This window comes from Lysinibacillus sp. FW301-JW8, assembly GCF_058788755.1.
Genome location: NZ_JBYTBB010000079.1, coordinates 1 through 23,275, shown reverse-complemented (window position 1 = coordinate 23,275; position 23,275 = coordinate 1). Strand labels below are relative to the sequence as shown.

Below are 23,275 nucleotides of genomic sequence, written 5' to 3'. Positions count from 1 at the left end.
CGTGTCTTTGTTTTTCTTCTAATTGTAGAAAAAAATAAAACTGAAATTTCGGTTAATATTTATGCAATGCTAGTGATCTTTGTTGTATATATTTAAGCCAAACGTTATTAAAAGTGGTGATTAAAAGTGGTCAAATGTAGCGGAATTTCAATTTCCGCTACAGTTCAGCGTTGAGCTAATTCCCACGCCTTGCTTTAATTACTGTAAATAAGAGTGATATGCTAGTAGGCACATGCTATATGAAGTGGTTGATTGGGGTGGAGACTCGGCGACTCTTTGGGATTTGTGTCGAGGGCACTGAAATAGTTTCGTGCTTCTAATATGAATATAAAAAAAGATGTCCACTAAGCCTTTAATGGCTAAGTGGACATCCTTTTATACTATGAAGCTATTCAATTTATACTATTATTTTTGAATAAATTGTTGTGTCCAGTAGTTACCTGTTTTCACATAGCCAACACCAATATGTGTAAAGCTACCGTTTAAGATATTTGCACGGTGACCTGGTGAATCCATCCAAGCTTGTACGACTTCTTGAGGTGAACGTTGACCTTGTGCAATATTTTCCCCTGCACTCTTATAGCTAATACCTAAAGCTTTCATACGATCAAATGGTGAACCAAATGTTGGGCTTGTATGTGAAAAATAGTTTTTACTTTGCATATCTTGTGATTTTTCACGTGCAGCTGCCATTAATTTATCATCCGTTTGTAGTGGAGCTAATCCAGCCTTCGTACGCTCAGCATTTGTTAATTTAACAACCTCTTGCTCAAAAGCACTGACATCTGAAGCAGTTGTTGGTGGTGTTGGTTGAGCTGGTGCAGTTGTTGTATTTTCTTTTGGTGGTGTTTGTGTATTATTTTGATTTGCCTGCGAATTGTTTGTGTTAGTTTGTGTATTATTATTTGTTTGTGTTTCTTTTGATGGTGCAGATGTTTGTGGTAATTTTACATTCCACTTATGATTGGACCATTTATAATAATAAACTTGATTACAGTTTGTAGTCTGCTTAACTGAGTTCCCCTCTGTAGTATTTGAAGCAGCAGAAGCCATTTGAATTGGAGCTGCTAATAGAAATGTTGCACAAATTGCAGTTAGTGTTTTTTTCATTTTGCAATTCCTCCTTCTCTGCCACTTATCGTAAATGATGATTTTATTTAATTTCTTACCAACATCTGCTAAGATCACCACCGAAGTAAAGAATTCGCATAAAACAGGGGTTTTTTTGTCATAATTTTTAGCAGCTTCCACCAATCTATGAAATACTTACGTTTTAAATAGGGTTGACACCTCTCAAAAGCTAGCTAATATTTTCAATATTTTAATAATGGATTGCTATTCGAAATCCTACTAATTTTATCGAAAATATTAACTTCAATCGATAGAAAATGAATGAAGAAAGTAAGATCTATCGTTATCTGACGCAAAAAAATCTGCCATTCTTGCTTAAAGAAAGACAAATACAACATGTCTATTTCAGCAGGAAGCGGCAGATATGATTTTTTATCTTGATTCAGCAGATCGTTACTGTGTGAAAGCGATGCGACAGCAACACACACTGAGTGACCAACATCACGTTAGCTCAAAGTCCCTGACGGATGTCACGGATTTTGAAAATCTGGACGCATTGTTTATCTGTGCGAAAGCGAAGCGACAGCTACAAATGTTTTCTATAGCGAAAGCATAGCGGCAGCTACAAATGTTTTCTGTAGCGAAAGCATAGCGGCAGCTACAAATGTTTTCTGCAGCGAAAGCATAGCGGCAGCTACAAATGTTTTCTGCAGCGAAAGCATAGCGGCAGCTACAAATGTTTTCTGTAGCGAAAGCATAGCGGCAGCTTACAATTACGCTGGGACATCATTGATACTTGTTTAATGAATACCAATGACGTTTATATCCCCTACATTTTCACCAATGATAACTAGTTTGGCCGGCATTTTTACGTATTCAGGTAGCCATTGGACCATCCCATATGCATATTGAAATAACATAGGATTCCTTACACCTTTAATTGGTACATACCCTTTCATACGATAGACCGTATCGGGTAATGAACGTACCCAAGCCTCAAATTGTTCTTGTGTAAAATCTATATCCTTAAATTCAACTAAACGTGATCCCAGATGCATGGCAGCAATCGGTGATTTTACGATATCATTTTTGTCCACTTGTGCAGTTGCCTTTAAATCTTCTAAGAGTCGTAACGGAACACGCCCATTTTTTGTTTGTAAAATAAAAGCATGTGGATTATAGCCCTGTAGCTCATAAACTACACGAGCCTGCTCAGCCTCTGTTATTAAATCCGTTTTGTTGGCCAATAAAAGATGGGCATGACGGATTTGCTCCATAAATAAAGAGCGTACTTGTGGTGTTAACGTCTCACGATTCAACCAAAGCTTTGAATCAGCTACAGTAACAATACCCTTCACATACAATTTTTCAGCAAATAACGGTGAATAAACGGCATCTAATGCTTCTACAGGATGTGCAGCACCTGTTGTTTCAATAATTAGTACATCAAACTCACTATCCATTAATAGTGATTGAATTTGTGCCTCTGTTTTTTCTGCACCAGAACAGCAAATACAGCCCTCTAGCATCTCTTTCAACGGAATATCCTTCTCAACAGCCTTTGAATCAAATGGCAGCTTCCCAAGCTCATTCATTATAACTGCTGGCTTTAAGTTTTTTTCCTTCAATTGTCGTATTACATCTGTTAGCATAGAAGTTTTTCCACTACCTAAAAAACCACTAAATAAATAAACGTCCTTCACAATCTTTACCTCCCATCAAAAAAGCCGTCGCACAGATCGTTAATAACGATTGCTGCGACAGCTACTTCTTTAGTTTGTAGTTTCCTCATTTTTTGCTGGTGTTCCAGTAAGCAGTTCTTTTGCTTTTAACAATTGAGGATCATCTGCTTTTATTTTTGCACGCAATGCATCCATTAAAGCATACGTCGTATTTCCAGTTAAAATGCCCGTTTCTTCCAGTCCACTTGTATCTTGCAGTTTTTTCACTGCACGTTCTGTATACTGATCGAAACTACCATCTACTTTACCAGGCTCGTATCCAAGTACCTCTAACATCTCTTCTGCCGCTTTTACAGAGTCAGACTGTAAGCCCTCTTTCATTTCAAGAGCTGGATCGAGATATGGTAACGATGCATAGGATGGATATGGTACTTTTACATCTGGCTCAATACCTTTTTCGTTAATCCAGTTACCGTTTGGTGTTAGCCATTTGCCTGTTGTAAATTTAAGATTTGAGCCATCTTTTAGTGGTGTAATATTTTGCACAGTTCCTTTACCAAACGATGTCTCACCAACAACTTTAGCACCAACAGATTCCTTTAAGGCGCCTGCTAAAATTTCAGATGCTGATGCACTACCATTGTCAACAAGTACGGTTACAGGTAGATTGTATTTCTCTCCTGCAATAGCATTTGTGATTTTTGGCTCCTCATCTTTTTGTTGTACTTGAACAATTGGTTTACCCTCTGGCACAAATAAATTAGAAATTTCTATTGCAGCCTCTAGGTAACCGCCAGGGTTTTGACGTAAATCTAAGACAATTCCCTTCATACCTTTTCCTTTATACTCAGTAAGTATATTTTCAAGCTCTTTAGCCGTGTTTTGACTAAATGAAGTTATTTGGATATGTGCAATATTACCATCAAGCATCTCACCATATACGGTTTCAACTGGAATATCATCACGAATAATTGTCATTGTTATAGGCTCCGTTTTGTCGCCACGTTTTACAGTTAATTTTACAGGTGTCCCCTTTTCACCACGAATAAGGGCTACAGCCTCAGAAGCACTAAATCCTTGAATGCTTTTCCCATCTACCGTTAAAATTATATCTTTTGGTAATAGTCCTGCCTTTTCAGCTGGAGAATTTTTGATAGGTGACACAACTGTAATAAAGCCGTTACGTTCTTGAATTTCCGCACCAATTCCTTGGAAGCTAGAAGATAATCCAGAATTAAATTGGTCTGCTTCTTCTTTCACCATAAAATCAGAATATGGATCATCTAACGCATCAAACATGCCATTAATAGCACCATTGACTACTTTTTCATCATCAATATCTTTATAATAATTTTTTTTAAGTAAATCAAAGGCTTCATATAACTTTGTAAATTCCGCACGTTCAATCGGTACTTTTACTTCCACTACTTTCTTCTCGCCGAATGTTAACGCAAAAATCGTTAAGCCTGCAGTAATAAGGATTGTAAAGAACATCAGCATGATAAATCTAAACGGTTTTAATTGTATAAATCGTCCTGCCGGTTTTACCTCGTCCTGAGTTTGCTCTTGCTGCTGTTCTATACTATCTTTTTTCTGTTCATCCATCTTGATTGTCACCACTCTCATATACACTAACTTGTTGTCACACACTATTACCATCTTAACAGGTTATAGAGAAGACGAAAAGAAAAAGACAGTCAAAATTCTCGACAGTTCTTGTCCATCAACTATTCCCCTATATCTTCAGCTGCTTACAATTATGTATAAAACCATATAGAGAAAGATGTCTTAGAGGCTTTAGTTAGACACCTCTCTCCTCTGCTAAGCTAAGGTATATAATGGTACTGCTTTTCTATTTTACTCGATTCTTAGAAGCAGTCAACTATATACACATAGAATATTAGAATTCAATTATTTACTTAGGTATCTTTTATATACGTAACTTGCGCCAATTTTGCCATTTTTATTTTATTTTCTGCATTTTTTGCTGCATTCATTCCTGTAAAAGTTCCCGTTTTAATACGATACTTTGTACTATCTTGCTCAATGTAGACAAGCCAGCCAAAGGTGATTTTCATAACCTTTGCTGCGCTTTCTGCCGCCTGAAACGTATTATAGGTTCCTGTTAAAATGCGATATTTTAATGTTTCAACAGGTGGATTTTGTGTATTACCAGCTTTTTTAATCATCTCTATAAATTGAGACCAAGGTACTTTTCCAGCGCGCATATTTCGAGGACAATTTTTCCCGCTAAAATAATGATGCTGAACAATATTTTCAATAGCTATATTTTCATCTTTTATAATTTTTGCGATAAGAGTAGCAGCATTTTGCACAGCTTTTGTATAATCACTATCACTATTTACACATATTTCTACTTGGATTCCTTGATTATTGCCAATATACGTTCCTGCACCCCAACATTCCCAAAAATGTTCATATGATTGTACAGCCTCTTGATCATCAACTTGCCAATGCCAGCTAGCTTGCCTGCTATTGCCGTTTATTTGTAGGCGTGCATGTGCATCAGCATCCGCTCCAATTCTGGTATTATCCGTTTCATGAACAACAATATATTTTTTCAAATTATTTTTACCATTTGTCATGTTCACCGCTAGAGAAATTGGTACTAATTTCCGTCGTATTGTTACCAAATGTTTTCCCTCCCTTCATTTTATTATGCGGCGTCGTTACAGAATCCTAATAGTATCATCATCTATCATAACTACAGATAATCATCGAAATAGAAGCTTAATAAAAGACGATTCAAAGCTATTTTATGCACCTTTAGTTACTTGTATTGTGTTTTTATAAGTATTAATAACTACAGCATTACATTTAAATCTACCAGATACGTTATCTTAATCATTACAGCTAAGCTCTTTTAATCTCTTAACTACAGAATGAATTGTTAACCTGTGAAAAGTAAGTAGCTGCCCCTTATAGATGACAGAAAAAATACCGTAAGGCGTTGGCGATAATGTCATTAACTGCTCTCTATTGCTAAAATCAATTACCTCCACAGGTAAATCTAATAGCGTTGCCCCTGCAACTATATTTTCTGTGGCAACTTCAACATATGGACATTGAAAGGAACGCAAAATCGTTAACTGATTAAATTTTTTAATTCTCTCGTCCCAATCATTTGGGAAATAAGGTTGCTCCAATTCTTGACTAAATGGATAGGAAAGTAATTCAAAACCGTATGGAGCTTTATCAATGCATTGAAAGTTATTTTTCAAAAAAACTTCTTTACTAGGCATCCACGATGTCGTCGAATTTGTCACAACCACTACACCTTTTTTGGCTAGCCTTTTTGCATCTGTCAGACATTTTTGAATAAGCTCTGTTCCATATCCTTGTCCAGTTTCACTGACCCACAAGCAATGAATAACTAAATAATCATTTGCAAAGACAACCCTTGAAGAATATTCCACTGCTGTATATTCAATAAAGCCAACTTGCTTATTATTTTTTAAAATCTGGACATATTTCAAGCCTTCCTCAAAGCTGTTATGTAGCCAATTGTTCTTTTGTCTATAGCCCTTCGAATTCTTTTTGCTTCTAAGGCAATAGCTCCCCATGCCTTCTAATAGCTCATAATTTAAATCAATGAATTCAAGTTTAGTCACTTGCCTAATCCCCCTTATCTTATTAATGGTAATTATACCTTTATTAAACACTTGAAGGAGTGAAATTCCACAAAAAAAACACCCCCAATATGAAACCATTGGAGGTGAGATCAGATTTTACTTTGAATCGATTCCCTTTTTTCATATGACACGCATATGATGAAAGTAGTGACGATCTAACAATTTGCTTAAAGGAGGCATAACAATGCAAAGAAATGAAAATAATTCAAATCAACCAACGGACTCTTTGGAAATTTATGCTGCAAAGCTCGCCTATATTGGAACATCCATTTCGACATTAGGTGATGGTATTCAAACAATTGCCGCTGGGCTTGCATTACAGGCGTTACAAAAAAGCAACAATGATAATTCCCAAAACAATAATGATCAGGCAATGCAAGCTGAAAATATGCAAAAGCAAATTGATTATTTAATTTCTGAATTAAAGCAAATTAAAAGATCTTTAAAATAAAGATTCCATTATTCATTACTTTTTCTGCTGCACATCAAGTAATTCGGAAACCGTGACAAATCGATAGCCCTGTTTTTCCAGCTCTGCCAAAATACTGTCCATTGCCTCAACTGTTTGCTTACGGTTACCGCCTCCATCATGGAACAGTACAATATTTCCTTCCTTTACTCCTTTTAAAACTGTATTGACAATTCGATTCGTACCTGGACTTTTCCAGTCTAATGTATCTAAATGCCAAGACCACATTACAACTTTATAGCCTTCTTTGGAAATTGCTTCAATCATGGCATCAGAATATTGCCCTTCTACAGGTCTAAATAAAGTAGGAGCATATCCTGTAATTTTTTTTATGGTTTCATCTGTTTGCTTTATCTCCTTTAGCAGGTTTGGAACATTGGTCCTTAACGGATGTGTAAAAGTATGATTGGCCAGCTCATGGCCTTCCTTATACATTCTTGAAATAACCTCAGGATTTTTTTCTGCATTTTGACCAACTATAAAAAAAGTGGCTTTTGCCTTATATTTCTCTAATAAATCTAAAATCTGAGTGGTGTACTTTCGATGTGGTCCATCATCAAAGGTAAGGGCCACAATTTTTTCATCCGTTTTAATTTCCCAAACAATTTGACCTGCTTCTTCATAATACTTTCTTCCTTTATTTTCATAGGTACTGGCATGGACATCGAAGGAAATCATTAAAAGGCAAACCAGTAATACCATCTGGAAAAAATTTTTCAAATTTTCACTTCCTCAAATAAAATATTTCGTACCTTATTATTTGAGGATTTTTAAAATAAATGCTTTATTTTTATCAATTTGTTCCGTATAAATCACGCAGCTTTGCTTATAATTTTTTAAGTAAGTGAGGAACTATTTCCTTTTAGCCTATTACTTGGAGGTAGTTCTTAGATAGGTGACATTGGATGTGAAATTTATTTTTTATAAAAGCTTAAGTAATATTCGATTAATTTTATGACTGCATAAATTTTTTTATATTCTTTTTCAATTTTATATGAAATAAATAAAACGGCTACATTAAAGCTTAAAATTGTTAGTGCGATTATTTGAAATAAAGAAATACCAATCATTACCTTCATATTAATAGCACAGGCAATAATGGCGAACAATGATAACATCACACCACTTAATGTAATATAGATAGGCTTAGAGCGAATAATTTCATCTGCCTGTACTTTTAACAGATCTAATAAATATCGAATTTCTTTTAGCTCATATTTCTGGTCAAAAATCACAAAATATGACATATAGACATCATTCGAAATATTCTCGTTCAGTATATTTTTATGAATTTTAGTCACTAATTGATCACAAAAATCTTTATTTAAAGCTTTCTCAGGTATAAATAATTCCTCTTTATTTTCTAATATATTTGTACTGGGATGCTTCAAAACCCCTCACCCTCTCATCGTGTTCTACCTGATATAATAATTATGAATTGAAAACTTGTTTATAGTCAGATGAAAGTTCTCTGAAATCTTTCAGACATTTAAATTATATGAAAAATTGTGCATTGTATGCTATTTTCGACAAAATACTCCTTATATTTTGTATAAATACAATTAAAAACCAGGACTATTTATAAGCGCCTGGTTTCATCATGTTTAATATAGTTTCTGGTATACAGCTAATGCGTCTGTAATATTGAACTGCTCTGAACGTGGATCACCTTCTGCACCAACCGTTACGAGCAGATATTCTTCCCCATTGATGGATGCTAGACTTGCGAGGCAGAGACCAGCTTGCTCTGTATAACCTGTTTTCCCCCCAATAATCTCACCTTTCGTTACTTCATTGTTGTTTAAATAATTGAATAGCCTGCTTGTTAATGTAATTCCCTCTGGATGAAGATTCGTTGGTTTTATCGAATATCTTTCAGCTGTATAAATTTCCCTAAATGTTGGATTTATGAGAGCAGACTGTAAGAGAATTGAAAGATCTCTCACCGTTGTATAGTGGTCTGGATGATGCAATCCAGTGGCACTCATAAAATGACTATTCTTCATACCAAGCTGTTGAGCCTTCTCATTCATTAACTGAACAAATCCATTCTCTGATCCAGCAATAAATTCAGCTAAACCAATAGACGCTTCTGCTCCTGAGGGCAGCATCGCACCATAAAGCAAATCCTGTGCAGTTACCTCCTCATTAGGAAGAAAACCTGCCATAGAAGCATTTTCTTCATATAAGCTTGTAAAAATACGGTTCTTAAGAAGAATTTTTTCCTTTAAATTTGGTATATTTTCAAGTGCGACTAGGACAGTCATCAGCTTTGTTAAAGAAGCTGGATAAATGGTTTCCTCACTATTTTTGTCCAATAAAATAGTATGGTCTTGTAAGCTCACTAATATCGCATTGGAGCTATGTAAATCTAAATTGAACATATGATCACTTTTCTGTGGCATCTCTAGCTGAGGAGATTGAAATGGATCAAGGTTTGGCTGTAGTGGATTATCTTTGACAACCATGAAATAAATAAACAATAGTATTACTATAAAAAATACGCTATAAAAACCCGTTCTTTTCAACAAAAACAACTCCTTCTTTCTATGCCTGTTTCCCAATTAGAGTCCCATTGCAAGATGGTCAAAAATAGCTGGGAGATCAACAGGATTTCGCTCACACAAGTACTTTCAGGAAGTGAAGACTTTTGTGTAGGTTCCTCAATCTAGTGAGGTTGAGGAAATCCCTCACTGATTATAGTTTTATTGAAACATAAAAGAAGGAGCTCTTTTTTAATAATCTATTATAGAATTCTTAAGGTTTCTTAAGAAATTGGTGGTAGGCTAACGGTAAACACTGTTTTTTCATCGGTGCTACTAGCAGATATCGTTCCTCCATGTGCTTGTACAATTTCATTGGCAATAGCAAGTCCTAGCCCCGCTCCACCCGTTTGTGTAGATCTAGATGAATCTAAACGATAAAACTTTTCAAAAATCATAGTTAATTTTTGAGGTGGAATGGTCTTTCCCTTGTTTGTAAATGAAATATGAATCTGATCATTTTGTTTTTCAGCATGAATATCAATAATACTGTTTTCATCGCTATATGCTATTGCATTTTTTAAAATATTATTAAATACCCTAGCTATTTTATTACCATCAGCAAAAATCTTTAAGTTTTCCTCAACATTTACAATTGCTTGCTGTCCTTTTGGTGCCAATAACGGATAAAATTCATCTGCCAATTGCATCAACATATAATGTAAATTAATGGATTCTTTATCTAATATAATGGATTGTAAATTAAATCTCGTAATTTCAAAAAACTCATTAATCAATTGTTCTAGCCTGTAGGATTTATCTAATGTAACCTTTACATATTTTTCTTTTTGCTCTAAAGGCATATCCTTCGCCTCATCCAGCAGGCTTAGGTATCCCATAATGGATGTCAAGGGCGTTTTAATATCGTGTGCCAAATAAACCACGAGATCGTTTTTTCTTTGCTCAGCCTCTTGTGCGTCCTTTGCACGCTTTTCTAATGTATTTTTCACCGCATTTAATTTCTTTTCCATAAATTCAAGCTCAGCTGGCAGTTGAATATCTTTATCAGACTCCTCTGAAAGGCTGTTGATACCTAAAGCAATATGATGAAAATACTTTGTAAAGCGTGAAAGTGCAAAGTAAAAGATTATTAATAATAAAAGTATTAATCCAATTGCTAACCAAAGCTGCTTATTTTGCTGAAATAGAATCGAATAGGCTTTCTGAGCAGCATAATAATCTAGCTGAAGTACATTTTCACAAAAGTGAATAAACGCATCGGCGAATGGAGCCTGTAAAACGCCATCAATAAATAGAGAGCTAATCCAATACCCGCTGATTAATGCAAGAACTAGGATAAGAAGTATTTGAAGCATTATTTTCCTTTTTAGTTTTCCAAAATCATTTTTCAATGGTATACCCCACTCCCCAAACCGTTTTGATAAATTTTGGGTTTTCTGCAGGGTCCTTCATTTTTTCTCGTAAATGTCTGATATGGACCATTACCGTATTATTACTGCTATAATATTTTTCTCCCCAGATTTTTTGGAATAGTTCCTCAGAAGAAACGACACGTCCCCTATTAATACATAAAAACCAAAGGATTGAAAATTCTGTAGGTGTAAGCGACAATTGTTTTTCATGCAGCATACATTTCCTTGTGTTTTGATCTAAAATAAGTCCAGAAAAATCAATAATCATATCATTCTGCGAAGTTTCTTGCTGATTGTACCTTGTAAATCTTCGAATTTGAGCTTTCACTCGTGCAATTAGCTCCAATGGTCGAAATGGCTTTGTGATATAATCATCAGCACCTAGCGTTAGTCCTGTTATTTTATCAATTTCCTCATCCTTAGCTGTTAACATAATCACGGGAAAATGATAATGTTCTCTAATCCTTCTGCAGATTTCAAAGCCATCTATGTCAGGCATCATCACATCAAGAATAGCGAGATCTAATTTTATTGTCTGAATACAAGTTAGTGCCTCCTCGGCATTATAAAATGTAAAGACATTAAAGCCTTCATTTTTTAAATAAAGCTCTATTAAATCTGCAATTTCCCTTTCGTCATCTATGACGAGAATATTAATAGTTATTTTCATCTCCCCCTTAGAGTTGTGAACATTGCTTCAAATGTAACAATCATAATACCATTCAAGTAATCAACCTGCCATGTAAAGCCAGAGATTTAAGAAATTCTAAAGAATTTACACAATAAAAAACCACTCATCATCAGACGAAGTGGTTTCAAATGGATTTTGTTTTTTTTCGTTAGCTGCCAAAAGCAAATATAAGCTCTGTTTCACAAACTAATTCTCCATCAACAGTAGCCACTCCACGACCTTTACCAATTGGCCCTTTTAAGCGTGTAATTTCTACTTCAAGACGAAGCTGGTCACCCGGTTTTACTTGTTTTTTGAACCGACATTGATCAATACCAGCAAGTAATCCAAGTCTCCCTTCATTTCCTTCCTTTGTAAGCATAATAATAGCACTCACCTGTGCTAATGCTTCTATAATTAGCACTCCTGGCATTACTGGATAATTAGGAAAATGCCCATTAAAAAATTCTTCATTTATCGTAACATTTTTAATCGCTACAGCTTTCTTACCCTCTTCTAATTCCAAAACACGATCCACTAAAAGAAATGGATAACGATGTCTAATAGCTGCTTGTATTTGCTGAATGTCCAGCATATTAACACCTCCAACTGAATTATCACCTAATTCTATCACTAATTATTATCAGTTGGTACTATTTTTAAATTTTAAAGATAAAAAATCACATTCCGAAAAAAATGTGATTTTAGATAAACTTAATTTATGTACCTGATTATTGACCAAAACCATCTCCTAATTTAATGGAATGTAGCTGTCCACTAGTAGCCCAATTGTCACGTTCATATTCCTCAAATATAACTGTTACCCATTCTTCTTTAACATTTAACGTTTTCACTGCCTCTTGCGTCACCATTTCAACAAACTGTTGTTTTTGTTCTCGTGTTCTTCCTTTTGCTAGTTTAATTGTAATAATAGGCATAACAAGCCTCCTTATTTATTTCAAGTGTTTTGTAAACAAATATAAGAATGTTTATCTTTAATATTTATCGCTGAGTTCTGATTTTATATTTTTAGAATTTTCTATAACTATTTTTTTAGTATTTCATTATCGACAATAATAGATTAGATAGAATATAATAATTTTCGCACTCATTTACCCAATCTTATGGATGGATATTTAGTTAATTACGCATAATCATTGAGGAATTAAGAAAGCCCTCATAAAGATTCACTTTATTAGAATAGGATGGTCAAGCATGATATCGTTTATTGCAATAGTACTTCTGTTATTTTTAATTCCTGGTCCAGCTGTGATAATTACCATTACACAAACGCTGAAAAGTGGTAAAAAGAATGGTGTTTTCACAGCATTAGGTATTGGATTGGGCGATTTAGTTCATACATTAGCCGCTGTTTTAGGTCTTTCAGCTATTTTAATGAAATCTGCCACTGCTTTTGAAGTAGTGAAATATATTGGTGTAGCTTATCTTGTTTATTTAGGTATTCAAATGCTCCTAACAAAACCGCAAAAAATAGAACAGCCAACAGTTGAACAAAGTCCAGCAAGTACTTCGTTCCGCCAAGGTTTTTTAGCAGAAATATTAAACCCTAAAACGGCACTATTTTTCTTAGCCTTTTTACCTCAATTTGTGCAGCACAATGGACAGTCTGTAACTGTGCAGCTTCTAATTTTAGGGATTACTTTTGTTGTAATGAGCGCCTTGTATACTATTTTATTAGCTATTGTTACAAGCTTCATAGGTGATAAAATCTTTACCAAAACCACCAATAACGGTTCACGTTGGATTGAAAAGGCAGTAGGTTTCGTTTATATAGGTTTAGGTGTTAAATTGGCACTTCAGACTCAAAGCAGATAGAGAATTTATATGAGGGAGGGAGAACACACTTTTATGGTGTTCTCTCTCATTTTTTATAGATTTTATCATTTATATTGAAGGGATTTTAATCTTTTTAGCAAATTATAAAAAGAAAAGGAGAAAACATATGAATCATCATCATCAAGTTCTATTTCAACAGATAGAGCGTTATCGAAATGAAGTTTTACAAGCCCTAGAATTTGTCACAAAGGAACATGCAGAAGTCATACCAGAAAGATTTCATAATAATATTCGTTGGAATATGGGTCAACTTTATCTGGATCAATATTTATGGCTTGAGGCAATAACAAACGAAAAAAGCAAGGATCTTATACCTTTTCATGCCTGGTTTGGCTTTGGCACCTCACCTGCCAATTTTACAGAGGAGACACCATCGTTTGAAGATTTAAAAGAGCTTTTAAAATCTCAGCCAGGTAAAATAAAAGCAAAGTATGGAGATAAATTAGAGATAGAGTTTCCAGCTATCGATATGGGCATAAATACAATTGAACAAGTACTAATTCGAACAATTTTTCATGAAGGCATGCATTTACAAACAATAATGGACATAAAAAAATGTCTGTAATCAAAACTGCCAAACTTCTCAGTCAGTAGGGGCCATCCGTATCCCTTACTGATTGTTCATATTGCTAAAGGTCTTGTTCCTTTCATTTGATCTCTTTCTATTTTATAATCGTATGAATGCCTAGCTAGTCCATCAGGAAACGTTTCTTCTTAAGGATTCAATACAATTTGCCCCATTTTCAACCGTTTTTCAAGCCTCTAGTACCAGACCCATTTCAATTCTGACTTCTTTATTTTCCATATCTGTATTGGAGTAGCTTAATAGATCACAGCCAGTAAGCTGAAATCCATGGCGTCTATAAAATTGGATAGCAGGATAATTGGAGGTTTGCGTTTCCAACACGATTGCCCTGGCACCTAGTTCTTCAGCTCTTGTTTTTACCAATGCCATGAATTGACTACCAATTCCTTTATGTTGATATTGTGGATTTACATGAATATCATTGATTCTTAGAACATTATTCCACTTCTCATGACTACAGCTTACAATTCCTACCTCTTCCCCATATATTTCTGCAATATAGCATTCAATTTCTTCTATATAATCTGCAAAAATTTCTCCTTCCAAATATTTATGGAATGGGCTATCAAAATGCTTTAATGTAAAATCCATTGTCCAACCGTTTTCTTGCACCTGATAGGAAACATCGTAGAATTTATCTGAATGATATTGATAAATAATTTTCTTACCATTAGGATAGTCTTCTTTATATATTCTTTTAATTTGCAAAATGGATAATCCTCCTTCTTTATTAATTATCCAACATGTAGAAATGGCTGAAAAAATAATATTCTTACTTTTCAGCTCCATAACTTGTTCACAAAATTTTTGAAATTTATGGTTTTAATTGCTATAAACTTGAAATATATTTCTACTATTGGCTTACAAACCAATACAAACTTAACTAGAGGTGGTTTTTTCTATGACAAATCTTGACTTAAAAATGGAAAGCTGGTTAGCACTAAATGATATTTCTCTACATCAAAATTTAGAGCCTGTTGCTATTAAACTTGCAACATCAGATCAAACAGTTGTCAGTCAAGGTATCTTTGTTGGGAATCAGCTGTCAGAGGCTAGAATTGCTGACAATCAGGTTCAGCAGGCACTTCAAAGCTTTGGACGCTATAGTACTGCTGTAAAAGAAGCTGCTAAAGTAGCTCCAACAACTGGATTAACAACTATCCTTGACATTTCTAGAATTGTTTCTAATTTCAATCCAGCATTACCAAACGACAAAAATAATGTACCTGCCTATGAAAAATATGTTTCAAAAATATTACAAAATCCTCTTATCCATTTATTAAATAGCAGCGTAAAATCCTTTAAACGTACGACTTCCGATTGGAATGAAGCAATTGACCAAATTGCCAATTTATATAATGGCATTTCGGCGGCTGACAAAGGAAAAATCGTAGAAAGCTTAAAAGCATTAGCAAAATCCGCCTCTTCCTCTAGCTCTGAAAAACAAACGGAAAAACTGTTTACTCAAAGTACGATTAACTGTGAGGAAAATATTGATATTTATATTTACTCTAGCTCTGTCACAATGGAGGAGCACAACGGTAAGCATAATGTAAAGCAGGTTGAATTTGAAATACAAGAAACACAATTAAGATTTACAAAAGAATTGTGGAGTTTATACTCAGATGCTGTGTTAGCTAAACATCTAGCTTTAATGGATGATTGGCTGAACGGCATTGATACAAAAGCAGACAATCGTTTATCCACTCTTACTTGCTTAGTTTAACTTAGTGATAGAGATATTGTTTTAGTTTGATTGATATGGAAATACATCTAATGAGATTATTCAATAGGTCTCTCTATATTTTATCTTTTATATTGTGAAACAGGCAAAGCCTTAAGTTTGCAACAATCACTACGCGTGGTTTGTTGTGACTTACGGCTTGTGCTGTTCTGGCAGGAAATTGTACACGTATTATACATATAACCTAAGGAATTACAACTTTTATGGCCGATTCTTAATTAGGTTTAATCTTTCTCAGTTTGATTGATGATATTAGATTATTTAAATCATCAAGCAATTCACAGTTTGATCCCAACCATATGTCACCATAACGCTCCATGATTAGTATGTCCTCACATTGGTAAAATGAATGCGTAGGTCCCTCTTCTTTACAACCAATATAGTACCCATTTAGCCATACCTCTACTATCGGCTTATCAAATAATATCTGTAGATTAGCTATTCTTCCTTCAATCAAATAAAGATGTTTACAGCCAAAAACGACCTCCTGTAAACAAAAACTTTTCAGAAAATGATACAGAGAGTCATTTACTAGAAGATATCCCTCTGCATTGTCATCCCAAAGTATATGCTCGTTGCAATAGACAGCAGAATCATCGTTACCTACTACCACTTGGCAAGTCCAATTAGCTTGATTTTCCTCAAGAAATGTAAGCTTCTGGTTATTTGGATCCTTCTTTAGTCTCTCTACCGAATAAAGACAATCTTGCTGTTGAAATATTTCCGGAGCGTTTTCGCAATGATTGTCCAAGCCATCTTTCCAGTGTCCCGCAAAGGCATATAATTCATGCAAAGCCTTTGGCAGATATACTGGAATCTCGTCTACTGGTATGCCGTAGGAGCTATCATACCTCCCGTACCAGTTGATAAGAAAATCCTTTAAATCTTCCAATTGATCAGTATCTTTTAGCAACATCGTAATTCCTCCTGCTAACTTCACATTATAAAAATGGAGAAGCAAATAATATCAAGTTTTTTCGCCACAGTATAGTTTCCTTTACATTTCTTAAAGGTTATCAAATTCCACGCCATATTTATTAAAGATTGCACTATATTTGTTTTCGAAAATGGACCATCGTTTTTCTGTTCCGTACTTTTCCTGTAAAGCCTTAAAAAAATGTTTAGCTCCCCCTACATCATTGGATTGTAACAGTAAATGTAAGCTTTCTTCGCTAAGATGTAAAAATGGACCTGATATGTAATAATCAACAAGGGATCTGGCATTAGTCATAGTTTTATAGAACTGAACAACCTTTTCTAATCCATTTCGCAGCGTTTTTCTTATATCTTCCATATCTGTAGCAGGAGTGATTGAAAATCGATCTGGAAAAGACTCGGCAATTTCCCCCATTCTTGCTCTGAAGTGACATTCTGCCTCTTTGGGTGCAGTCAAAATCTCCCTCGATTGAATCTGTGCCAACTTTGCGGCATAAATTCCACAGTTCACATAAAACATGACATTATCCGCTGAATTACCTGATGATTTTTGAAAATTAAACATATAAATGAGGCTACCTGTTGTCTTATAGAAATTCAAACCCTTCTTCGAAAAGCCATATTTAGAAAGAAATGGTTCTATTTCTTGCTTTATCATCTCATTAAAGAGCTTTTGCAATATGATCCCCCCTCGAAGATTGCTCAAAATACATACTTGTTCTTAACATTCAAGAACATTCCTCTACTTTCCGTATTTTATGGTAGGAGTACTTTAAATCCTAAATACAATTATGGAACAGCCAAAAAAGGATACTCTATGAAGTACCCTTTAATAATATTTATTTAAAAAATTCTGTATAGTATGGTTAATTGTTTGTAATTGATTGTCGGATGGAAAGTGCCCCATATTAAATGAATGGAAAGCTGTTAAATTCGGAATGATTTGTTCAGCAGTTTTTTTCACCTTATTTTCAGGAAAAAATATGTCTTGTTGACCAGCAATTATTAAAGTGGGTGCAGAGAAATGTGCTAATTCGTCTCTAGTTGTTAATTTAGGCATCCCCTGCTCTAATTTTACAAAGCGAAAAATATCTCCAATAATCTGCTGATCACTCTCTATCATATTACCAGTAGACATACAATCTGTTATTTGTTTAAGATACTTGATGGACAACGTTTTTTTAAATTGCAGCAATGGCATAAAAATCTTTTGCAGCATTGCGATTTTGGAGCCTAACTTAAATCCTGCTGGTGAAACAAGAACAGCACAGTCAATCCTCTCTGGCATATAGGCAGCTAACCTTAAAATAATACCAGCTCCATAGGATGGACCTAAAACAGCACATTTCTGAATATGGAAATAATCCATTAATTGGGCTATCCATTGTGCAAAGCTTTGATCTTTTGCAGAAATTCTAGTTTGTGTACTATAACCAGGGTGTCCAATTGTATCAGGCGCATATATTCTATATTTTTTTACGAATGGTTTAAACCAAGATAAAGTCATAGGATTTATGCAATTACCACCTTGAAAAATAAACAAGGGCTTACCGTTTTCTGGTCCTGCCATTAATACATGGGTTTTTCCAAAGGTTGTTTCCACCATGATACGTTCTATTGCAAAATCAAAAGACTTTAAATATTGCTCGTAATGCTTTAAAATGACCAATCTACCTTTATCACTTGTATAAATTGCATGTTTCATTTTGACGCCCCCTGTTTCAATCTTACAGGATTTTGTATCAGTATTATATATAGAAATTTATGAATATAATTATTTATGCAAAAATAGAATATATGATTGAAAAGGGTTAGCATTTAATTTCTTTAGAACATATAATGCTCACCATCTTCAGGAACAAGCACACGATCATTGATTTCCTTTTCATTTAAAAAGCTTCGTAATTCTTCTCTAGACAATGTCCAATGATTTATAGCTTCCATATGACTTACAACAATCTTAGCATTTGGCGCAGCACGATAAACTTCGTAAATATCATCCTTCCCCATTATAAGAGAACCTCCCTGTAAAAATTGATTGTCTCCTCCATTCACAATAATAATATCTGGTAGATTTTTTTCTAGTACTTTTTGAACTCCGTCATACCACACAGTATCTCCTGCAACGTATAATTTCTTTTCACTTGAATGGTGAAAAATAACACCGCATACTTGACCAGTCATTTCTAAAACTTTTCCTCGCCCGTGCTGACCTGCAGTTTTCATTAACTGAACACCTTCAAAAACTGTATCTTCCTGTAAAATCTCTACATTGGTAAATCCAGCACTTTTAATCTCTTTAGCGTCTTCTTCATTTTGGACAAACATTTTGATAGCCTTTGGTAATACTTCTTTTGCAACCTCATCGAAATGATCAACATGTAAATGTGTAACAATCACTGCATCCACATTTATAAGCTGGTCTATGGATGCTGGTAGAGAAACTAATGGGTTATTTTGGTCCTGTCTTAGGGAATTTGGGTATGGTGGAAAAGTCCCCTCGTTTGCCAAAAGTGGATCGATTAAAAATTTTTTCTCCGCATATTCGATGATAACCGTAGCATTGCGAATTTGTTGAATGTTCATATTCTTAACTCCTTTTCTTTAAATTACAATTAGTTTATACTATGTCCAAATAACAATTACATAGATAAAATCAAGTCTTTTCATGATTTGACTTGAATAATGAAAGGAGTTATTTCATGTTAGATAGTACAGATTTGCGTATCGTCGATGAGCTTTCTAAGAACAGCCGTATGACAATGAAAGAATTAGGAGAGAAGGTCCATTTAACTGGACAAGCTGCATCTTCAAGGGTTGCAAAATTAGAAGATAATGGTGTTATTGAAGGATATACAATCCATGTGAATCAAGTAAAATTAGGATGCCCTGTCCATGCATTTATGAATATTTACACTAAAAGTCCGTACCATGAACCCTTTCTGGCATTTCTAGAAACACAACAACAGTATATTGTTAATAATTATAAAATTAGTGGGGATGGCTGCTATCTTCTAGAATGCAGATTTCCATCAAACGAAGTTTTAGACCAATTTTTAGTCAATTTAAATAAACATGCCAACTACAAATTATCGATTGTTATAAGTAAATAATAAAAAATACCAGGTGCTAAAGCCTGGTATTTTATACTTTCCTATAAGCACGAAACTCATTTCTTTGAATTCTAGCCATATATTCATTTGTAAGTTCATTATCTTAGGCTATAGCTATTACCTGCTTTAAAACAAATATTATTGAAACTCCGTTATATTCTAAGTAATATTGGTGCACTCTAAAACGTAACCACTGAACAAACGGAGGTAATATTAATGAAGAAATTACTGTGTATAGGAGCAATGGCAGCACTTCTTCTATCAGCATGTTCTTCTCATGATGAGGCCCCAGCTAGTGAACAAGCTGAGGCGAAAGAAAAAACTGTCAATGCTGAAACAAAAGAGACCCTTGAAAGAAATGCTCTGAATGAAAATAATTGAATCAAATTAACAGACAGGTAATATCCACTACTTTCATGGCTGTATCCATCGTTTTTCTGGTTCTATCCATCACTTTTATAATTCTATCCACCATTCCAGCTCTGTTATCCATCAACTTTCTTTTTAAGAATTTTAAACGAGATAGATGTTCCCTGATTTGGCTGACTGTTGATTTGAAGCCCTTCTCCGTAATGCTGCTTTAATCGTAAATTCGTATTCAGAAGACCTACACCAGTCGATTTTTTCAGCCTTTTGACTAGCAATTGATTTTTTGTTTCTTCATTCATTCCAATGCCATTATCAGATACTGTTATCTCAATATAAGTATCATAATCCAAAATTTGAATATGAATATTTCCACCATTTACATGTTTCAGAATGCCATGTTCTATGGCATTTTCAATTAATGGCTGGATGGTTAAAGATGGGATCATTACATCAGATGAAACCTCTAGCTCCCAAGTTGCACTAATTCGACTTCCAAATCGTTCCTGCTGAATATAGAGATAGGATTGAACAAGCTTTAACTCATCCTCTAATGGGACAAGTTCATCTATATTTTGAAATTTAAAGGATTCCCGTAAAAAATCACTAAGTGCCTCAAGTAGCTTATTCGTACGCTCCGTATCAATTTCATGTAAGGTCATGATTGCATTTAAAGTATTAAATAAAAAATGCGGATGTATTTGTGCTTGCAGCCAAGCCGCTTCCATTCGAAGGCGCTCTTGAACAGATTGTTTAACATCTGTGAGTGCTTTTACCCTTGATCTTAATTCTAAAGGATCGACTGGTTTCATTACATAATCATTTGCACCAGATAAAAAGCCATTCTCAATATCCTGTGCTTGACCTCTAGCTGTAAGAAGTAACACTGGTAGATCTGTAATTGATAGCTGTTTACGAATAGTCCGTACTAATTCATAGCCAGACATATTAGGCATCATTACATCTGAAATAACTAAATCAAATTTCTGAGATGCCAATGCCTCCAACGCCTTACTGCCACTTGTAACTGTTATTAAATCATATTTTTCTATAGTCAAAATTGTTTCGATTACTCTTAAATTAATTGGATCATCATCCACAACCAGCACCTTTGGTCGATTTGTTTGCATGATGGATTGGATTGTTGAAGAACGATCAAAGTGATTGGAAGACGTCATAACATCTAAGCTCTCATTCGTTCGCAATGGTGAATTCCTATCTTCTGCATCATTTTGTTCAGATAAGTTAGAAATAGGTAAAGTAAATGTAAATTCCGAACCCTTTCCTAATACTGACCAAGCTTGTAATGTGCCTCCATGTAGCTCAACTAAACGTTTACTTATACTAAGTCCTAGTCCAAATCCACCTTCAATGATGGCCTTACTAAGAGTTCCTTGCTCATAAGGCTCAAATATACGCTGAATTGTTTCATTATCGATGCCTATACCAGTATCTGAAATCACAATTTCCACCATATTATTTTTCACATGACCCGCTATTGTAACATGACCTTCATTTGTATATTTCACTGCATTATGCAGTAGATTAAAAACAATTTGAATGACTCTATTTTCATCGGCCATTACTTTTGGAAAATCTTCTGGGATTTGATTTATTAACTCTACTTGCTTTCCTTCCCTCATAAAATAGAGCATATCTAATACGCCAGAAACAATTGTATGAATGGAAAATGACCGTAGCTGTAGTTTTGTTGTATTTTCTTTTAAGCTCATTACATCTAGTAGATCATTTAACATAAGAGACATTCGCCGTCCAACGGAAAGAACGGTCTCTAAATCCTTAACACTTTTATCACTTAGAACCGTTTCTTCTCTTTCTAAAACAGCCTTCGACATGTTTAAAATTCCATGTAGAGGATTTCGTAGTTCATGGGACGTATTAGCAAGAAACTCATCCTTCAATCGATCGGTTTCTTGAAGCTTTACAGCGAGTGCCTTAGTATCTGCATACACTCTAGCATAATCTTTAAACCATAGTATGGCCAAACAAGCCATCGTGATAATAAGGTCAAATGGATAAAAGATAACTTTAATGCCAGTGATAAGCATCGAGAAATCCCAAGCTATATTATTAACAAATGCAAGAATTGCAAGCAGTAAAAAGATGCTACTTCTAATCTCTTTAATAGATTTACGTATCATTGTAAGGATTGTGATAATCATTGGAATCGCAAAAAGCAAAATATAAAAAAGCTGAATTGTAATCAAATAGCTAGTACTCAACATTATTGCCAGCAATGAGGCTATTCCGCACAGAATATTGAACCAATATATAGGCTTTTTTAAATAATGCGGCAGCCATTGTTTAATACATTGAAGCAACGAAAAGCCAATGCCAACCATTGAAAGATGAACTAATTTAAATCCCCAGTCATAATTAATGGGAAACCAATAGGACACTAATTTATCATCACTGCCTAATAGATAGTACAACATAGTGCTAAATGTTAAGAGTGAAAAGTAAAGTAATCTTTTATCTCTGTTTCCTACAAAGTATAAAATAATAGAATAAATAGCATGTATTAAGAAAACTAAAGCCACCATTTGCTGCATCGTTACAGACAATTGGGTCTCTCGATCAATTACTTCTTCTTTGCCCAATTTAATGGAGCGAATAATCCCTCCATTACGAGAATCCTTATAATTAGCAACTTGCATAATAATTTCTATTTCACTATGACCATTTACTTCAAATGAAGCGGAATATGGTATGTTTTTGGCTATGGTCGTATCAGCATTTTCCCCAATTACACCTAATTTCGACAGTTGTCTACCATTCACAAATAATTCAGAAGAGCTCCGAACACTTGGTACTCTAATACTGTAGGTACTATTATCAGATGGATTAACAAGAACTTTTAAGCGATAAGAACCGTAACCATATGGTGTTACTTCCCCCTCCTGTAAAGAAGAATCCCACCCCTTTGGAACATGTATGTATGATAAATTATTTCGTGCCGCATCAATTGACTGTTTTTCGTTAATTAACCACGTATAGGGAAAGAACTCCCATTCCCCATCTAATGTAATGGAATGATTGTCGTTAAAATTCCATTCTCGCAAGTCGATTTGTCCTTTTACTGCATAGGGTTGGTTTGTGTTATTTAATAAATCTAACCATAAAATACGTGAGCCTGTTAAAAATAGTACAAATAAACTAACAATAAGAATAATTTTCTTTTTATTCATTTA

General features: G+C 34.6%; 25 protein-coding genes. 6 read left to right on the top strand and 19 right to left on the bottom strand.

Translation table 11 applies throughout. The features are described from left to right. Nucleotides 1–405 precede the first annotated feature (405 nt). The 6 genes from AC3WOM_RS23360 to AC3WOM_RS23335 all read right to left on the bottom strand — a co-directional run bounded on the left by AC3WOM_RS23360 (nt 406) and on the right by AC3WOM_RS23335 (nt 6,385). On the bottom strand, nt 406–1,110 hold the full coding sequence (locus AC3WOM_RS23360) for a CAP domain-containing protein (protein ID WP_492448540.1): 705 nt from the start codon (nt 1,108–1,110) through the stop codon (nt 406–408). A 560-nt stretch (nt 1,111–1,670) separates the two neighbouring features. Next, complete coding sequence (locus AC3WOM_RS23355) at nt 1,671–1,829, bottom strand: hypothetical protein (RefSeq protein ID WP_492448538.1); 159 nt, start codon at nt 1,827–1,829, stop codon at nt 1,671–1,673. Nucleotides 1,830–1,871: 42 nt separating this feature from the next. Further along, nucleotides 1,872–2,774, bottom strand: coding sequence for a CobW family GTP-binding protein (locus AC3WOM_RS23350; protein ID WP_492448537.1), 903 nt, complete (start codon nt 2,772–2,774; stop codon nt 1,872–1,874). Nucleotides 2,775–2,843: 69 nt separating this feature from the next. After that, nucleotides 2,844–4,358 (bottom strand): lmo1851 family serine protease, encoded by a 1,515-nt coding sequence (locus tag AC3WOM_RS23345; protein WP_492448536.1) that lies wholly within the window; start codon nt 4,356–4,358, stop codon nt 2,844–2,846. 314 nt (nt 4,359–4,672) lie between these two features. Beyond that, nucleotides 4,673–5,407 (bottom strand): peptidoglycan recognition protein family protein, encoded by a 735-nt coding sequence (locus tag AC3WOM_RS23340; protein WP_492448535.1) that lies wholly within the window; start codon nt 5,405–5,407, stop codon nt 4,673–4,675. Nucleotides 5,408–5,614: 207 nt separating this feature from the next. Beyond that, entirely contained in the window at nt 5,615–6,385 is a 771-nt protein-coding gene (locus AC3WOM_RS23335) for a GNAT family N-acetyltransferase (protein WP_492448534.1), read from the bottom strand. A gap of 205 nt (nt 6,386–6,590) precedes the next feature. On the opposite strand from AC3WOM_RS23335, the gene AC3WOM_RS23330 reads away from it, so the two are divergent. Then, nucleotides 6,591–6,857, top strand: coding sequence for a translation initiation factor 2 (locus tag AC3WOM_RS23330; RefSeq protein WP_427547216.1), 267 nt, complete (start codon nt 6,591–6,593; stop codon nt 6,855–6,857). Nucleotides 6,858–6,872: 15 nt separating this feature from the next. Here AC3WOM_RS23330 and AC3WOM_RS23325 read toward each other — a convergent pair whose 3' ends face one another. From AC3WOM_RS23325 to AC3WOM_RS23295, 7 genes are all read right to left on the bottom strand, one after another. After that, nucleotides 6,873–7,595: a polysaccharide deacetylase family protein gene (locus AC3WOM_RS23325; RefSeq protein ID WP_492448533.1), complete on the bottom strand. Its 723-nt coding sequence runs from the start codon at nt 7,593–7,595 to the stop codon at nt 6,873–6,875. A gap of 194 nt (nt 7,596–7,789) precedes the next feature. Then, nucleotides 7,790–8,266: a hydroxymyristoyl-ACP dehydratase gene (locus AC3WOM_RS23320; protein WP_492448532.1), complete on the bottom strand. Its 477-nt coding sequence runs from the start codon at nt 8,264–8,266 to the stop codon at nt 7,790–7,792. A 213-nt stretch (nt 8,267–8,479) separates the two neighbouring features. Then, nucleotides 8,480–9,406, bottom strand: coding sequence for a D-alanyl-D-alanine carboxypeptidase family protein (locus AC3WOM_RS23315; protein ID WP_492448531.1), 927 nt, complete (start codon nt 9,404–9,406; stop codon nt 8,480–8,482). Between the two features lie 236 nt (nt 9,407–9,642). Next, nucleotides 9,643–10,734 (bottom strand): vancomycin resistance histidine kinase VanS, encoded by a 1,092-nt coding sequence (gene vanS, locus AC3WOM_RS23310; protein WP_492448530.1) that lies wholly within the window; start codon nt 10,732–10,734, stop codon nt 9,643–9,645. A 25-nt stretch (nt 10,735–10,759) separates the two neighbouring features. Beyond that, entirely contained in the window at nt 10,760–11,455 is a 696-nt protein-coding gene (gene vanR, locus AC3WOM_RS23305; RefSeq protein WP_427547233.1) for a VanR-ABDEGLN family response regulator transcription factor, read from the bottom strand. A gap of 175 nt (nt 11,456–11,630) precedes the next feature. Then, nucleotides 11,631–12,056: a 3-hydroxyacyl-ACP dehydratase FabZ gene (fabZ, locus tag AC3WOM_RS23300; protein ID WP_492448529.1), complete on the bottom strand. Its 426-nt coding sequence runs from the start codon at nt 12,054–12,056 to the stop codon at nt 11,631–11,633. A 136-nt stretch (nt 12,057–12,192) separates the two neighbouring features. Next, complete coding sequence (locus AC3WOM_RS23295) at nt 12,193–12,399, bottom strand: tautomerase family protein (protein ID WP_283872640.1); 207 nt, start codon at nt 12,397–12,399, stop codon at nt 12,193–12,195. Nucleotides 12,400–12,676: 277 nt separating this feature from the next. Between AC3WOM_RS23295 and AC3WOM_RS23290 the strand changes: the two genes are divergently transcribed. Both AC3WOM_RS23290 and AC3WOM_RS23285 read left to right on the top strand, forming a co-directional pair. Further along, nucleotides 12,677–13,297 (top strand): LysE family translocator, encoded by a 621-nt coding sequence (locus tag AC3WOM_RS23290; protein ID WP_286926704.1) that lies wholly within the window; start codon nt 12,677–12,679, stop codon nt 13,295–13,297. Between the two features lie 127 nt (nt 13,298–13,424). Beyond that, a complete protein-coding gene (locus AC3WOM_RS23285; RefSeq protein ID WP_492448527.1) occupies nt 13,425–13,883 on the top strand; it encodes a DinB family protein in 459 nt (152 codons plus the stop codon). 189 nt (nt 13,884–14,072) lie between these two features. On the opposite strand, the gene AC3WOM_RS23280 is transcribed toward AC3WOM_RS23285, so the two are convergent. After that, entirely contained in the window at nt 14,073–14,612 is a 540-nt protein-coding gene (locus tag AC3WOM_RS23280; protein WP_492448526.1) for a GNAT family N-acetyltransferase, read from the bottom strand. Nucleotides 14,613–14,805: 193 nt separating this feature from the next. On the opposite strand from AC3WOM_RS23280, the gene AC3WOM_RS23275 reads away from it, so the two are divergent. Beyond that, nucleotides 14,806–15,630: a hypothetical protein gene (locus AC3WOM_RS23275; protein ID WP_427547196.1), complete on the top strand. Its 825-nt coding sequence runs from the start codon at nt 14,806–14,808 to the stop codon at nt 15,628–15,630. Nucleotides 15,631–15,862: 232 nt separating this feature from the next. On the opposite strand, the gene AC3WOM_RS23270 is transcribed toward AC3WOM_RS23275, so the two are convergent. The 4 genes from AC3WOM_RS23270 to AC3WOM_RS23255 form a co-directional block, all read right to left on the bottom strand. Then, nucleotides 15,863–16,564 (bottom strand): hypothetical protein, encoded by a 702-nt coding sequence (locus AC3WOM_RS23270; RefSeq protein WP_492448525.1) that lies wholly within the window; start codon nt 16,562–16,564, stop codon nt 15,863–15,865. Between the two features lie 90 nt (nt 16,565–16,654). Beyond that, nucleotides 16,655–17,263, bottom strand: coding sequence for a DUF4304 domain-containing protein (locus tag AC3WOM_RS23265; protein WP_492448524.1), 609 nt, complete (start codon nt 17,261–17,263; stop codon nt 16,655–16,657). A 150-nt stretch (nt 17,264–17,413) separates the two neighbouring features. Then, on the bottom strand, nt 17,414–18,289 hold the full coding sequence (locus AC3WOM_RS23260; protein ID WP_427547189.1) for an alpha/beta fold hydrolase: 876 nt from the start codon (nt 18,287–18,289) through the stop codon (nt 17,414–17,416). 122 nt (nt 18,290–18,411) lie between these two features. Continuing rightward, nucleotides 18,412–19,170 carry an MBL fold metallo-hydrolase gene (locus tag AC3WOM_RS23255; RefSeq protein ID WP_492448523.1) on the bottom strand — a complete coding sequence of 253 codons (759 nt, stop codon included), beginning with the start codon at nt 19,168–19,170 and terminating at the stop codon, nt 18,412–18,414. Between the two features lie 116 nt (nt 19,171–19,286). On the opposite strand from AC3WOM_RS23255, the gene AC3WOM_RS23250 reads away from it, so the two are divergent. Next, complete coding sequence (locus AC3WOM_RS23250; RefSeq protein WP_492448522.1) at nt 19,287–19,697, top strand: Lrp/AsnC family transcriptional regulator; 411 nt, start codon at nt 19,287–19,289, stop codon at nt 19,695–19,697. A 216-nt stretch (nt 19,698–19,913) separates the two neighbouring features. Then, a complete protein-coding gene (locus tag AC3WOM_RS23245) occupies nt 19,914–20,078 on the top strand; it encodes a hypothetical protein (protein WP_427547180.1) in 165 nt (54 codons plus the stop codon). 104 nt (nt 20,079–20,182) lie between these two features. Here AC3WOM_RS23245 and AC3WOM_RS23240 read toward each other — a convergent pair whose 3' ends face one another. After that, nucleotides 20,183–23,146, bottom strand: a complete 2,964-nt coding sequence (locus tag AC3WOM_RS23240) for a hybrid sensor histidine kinase/response regulator (protein WP_492448521.1) — start codon at nt 23,144–23,146, stop codon at nt 20,183–20,185. Nucleotides 23,147–23,275: the final 129 nt, after the last annotated feature.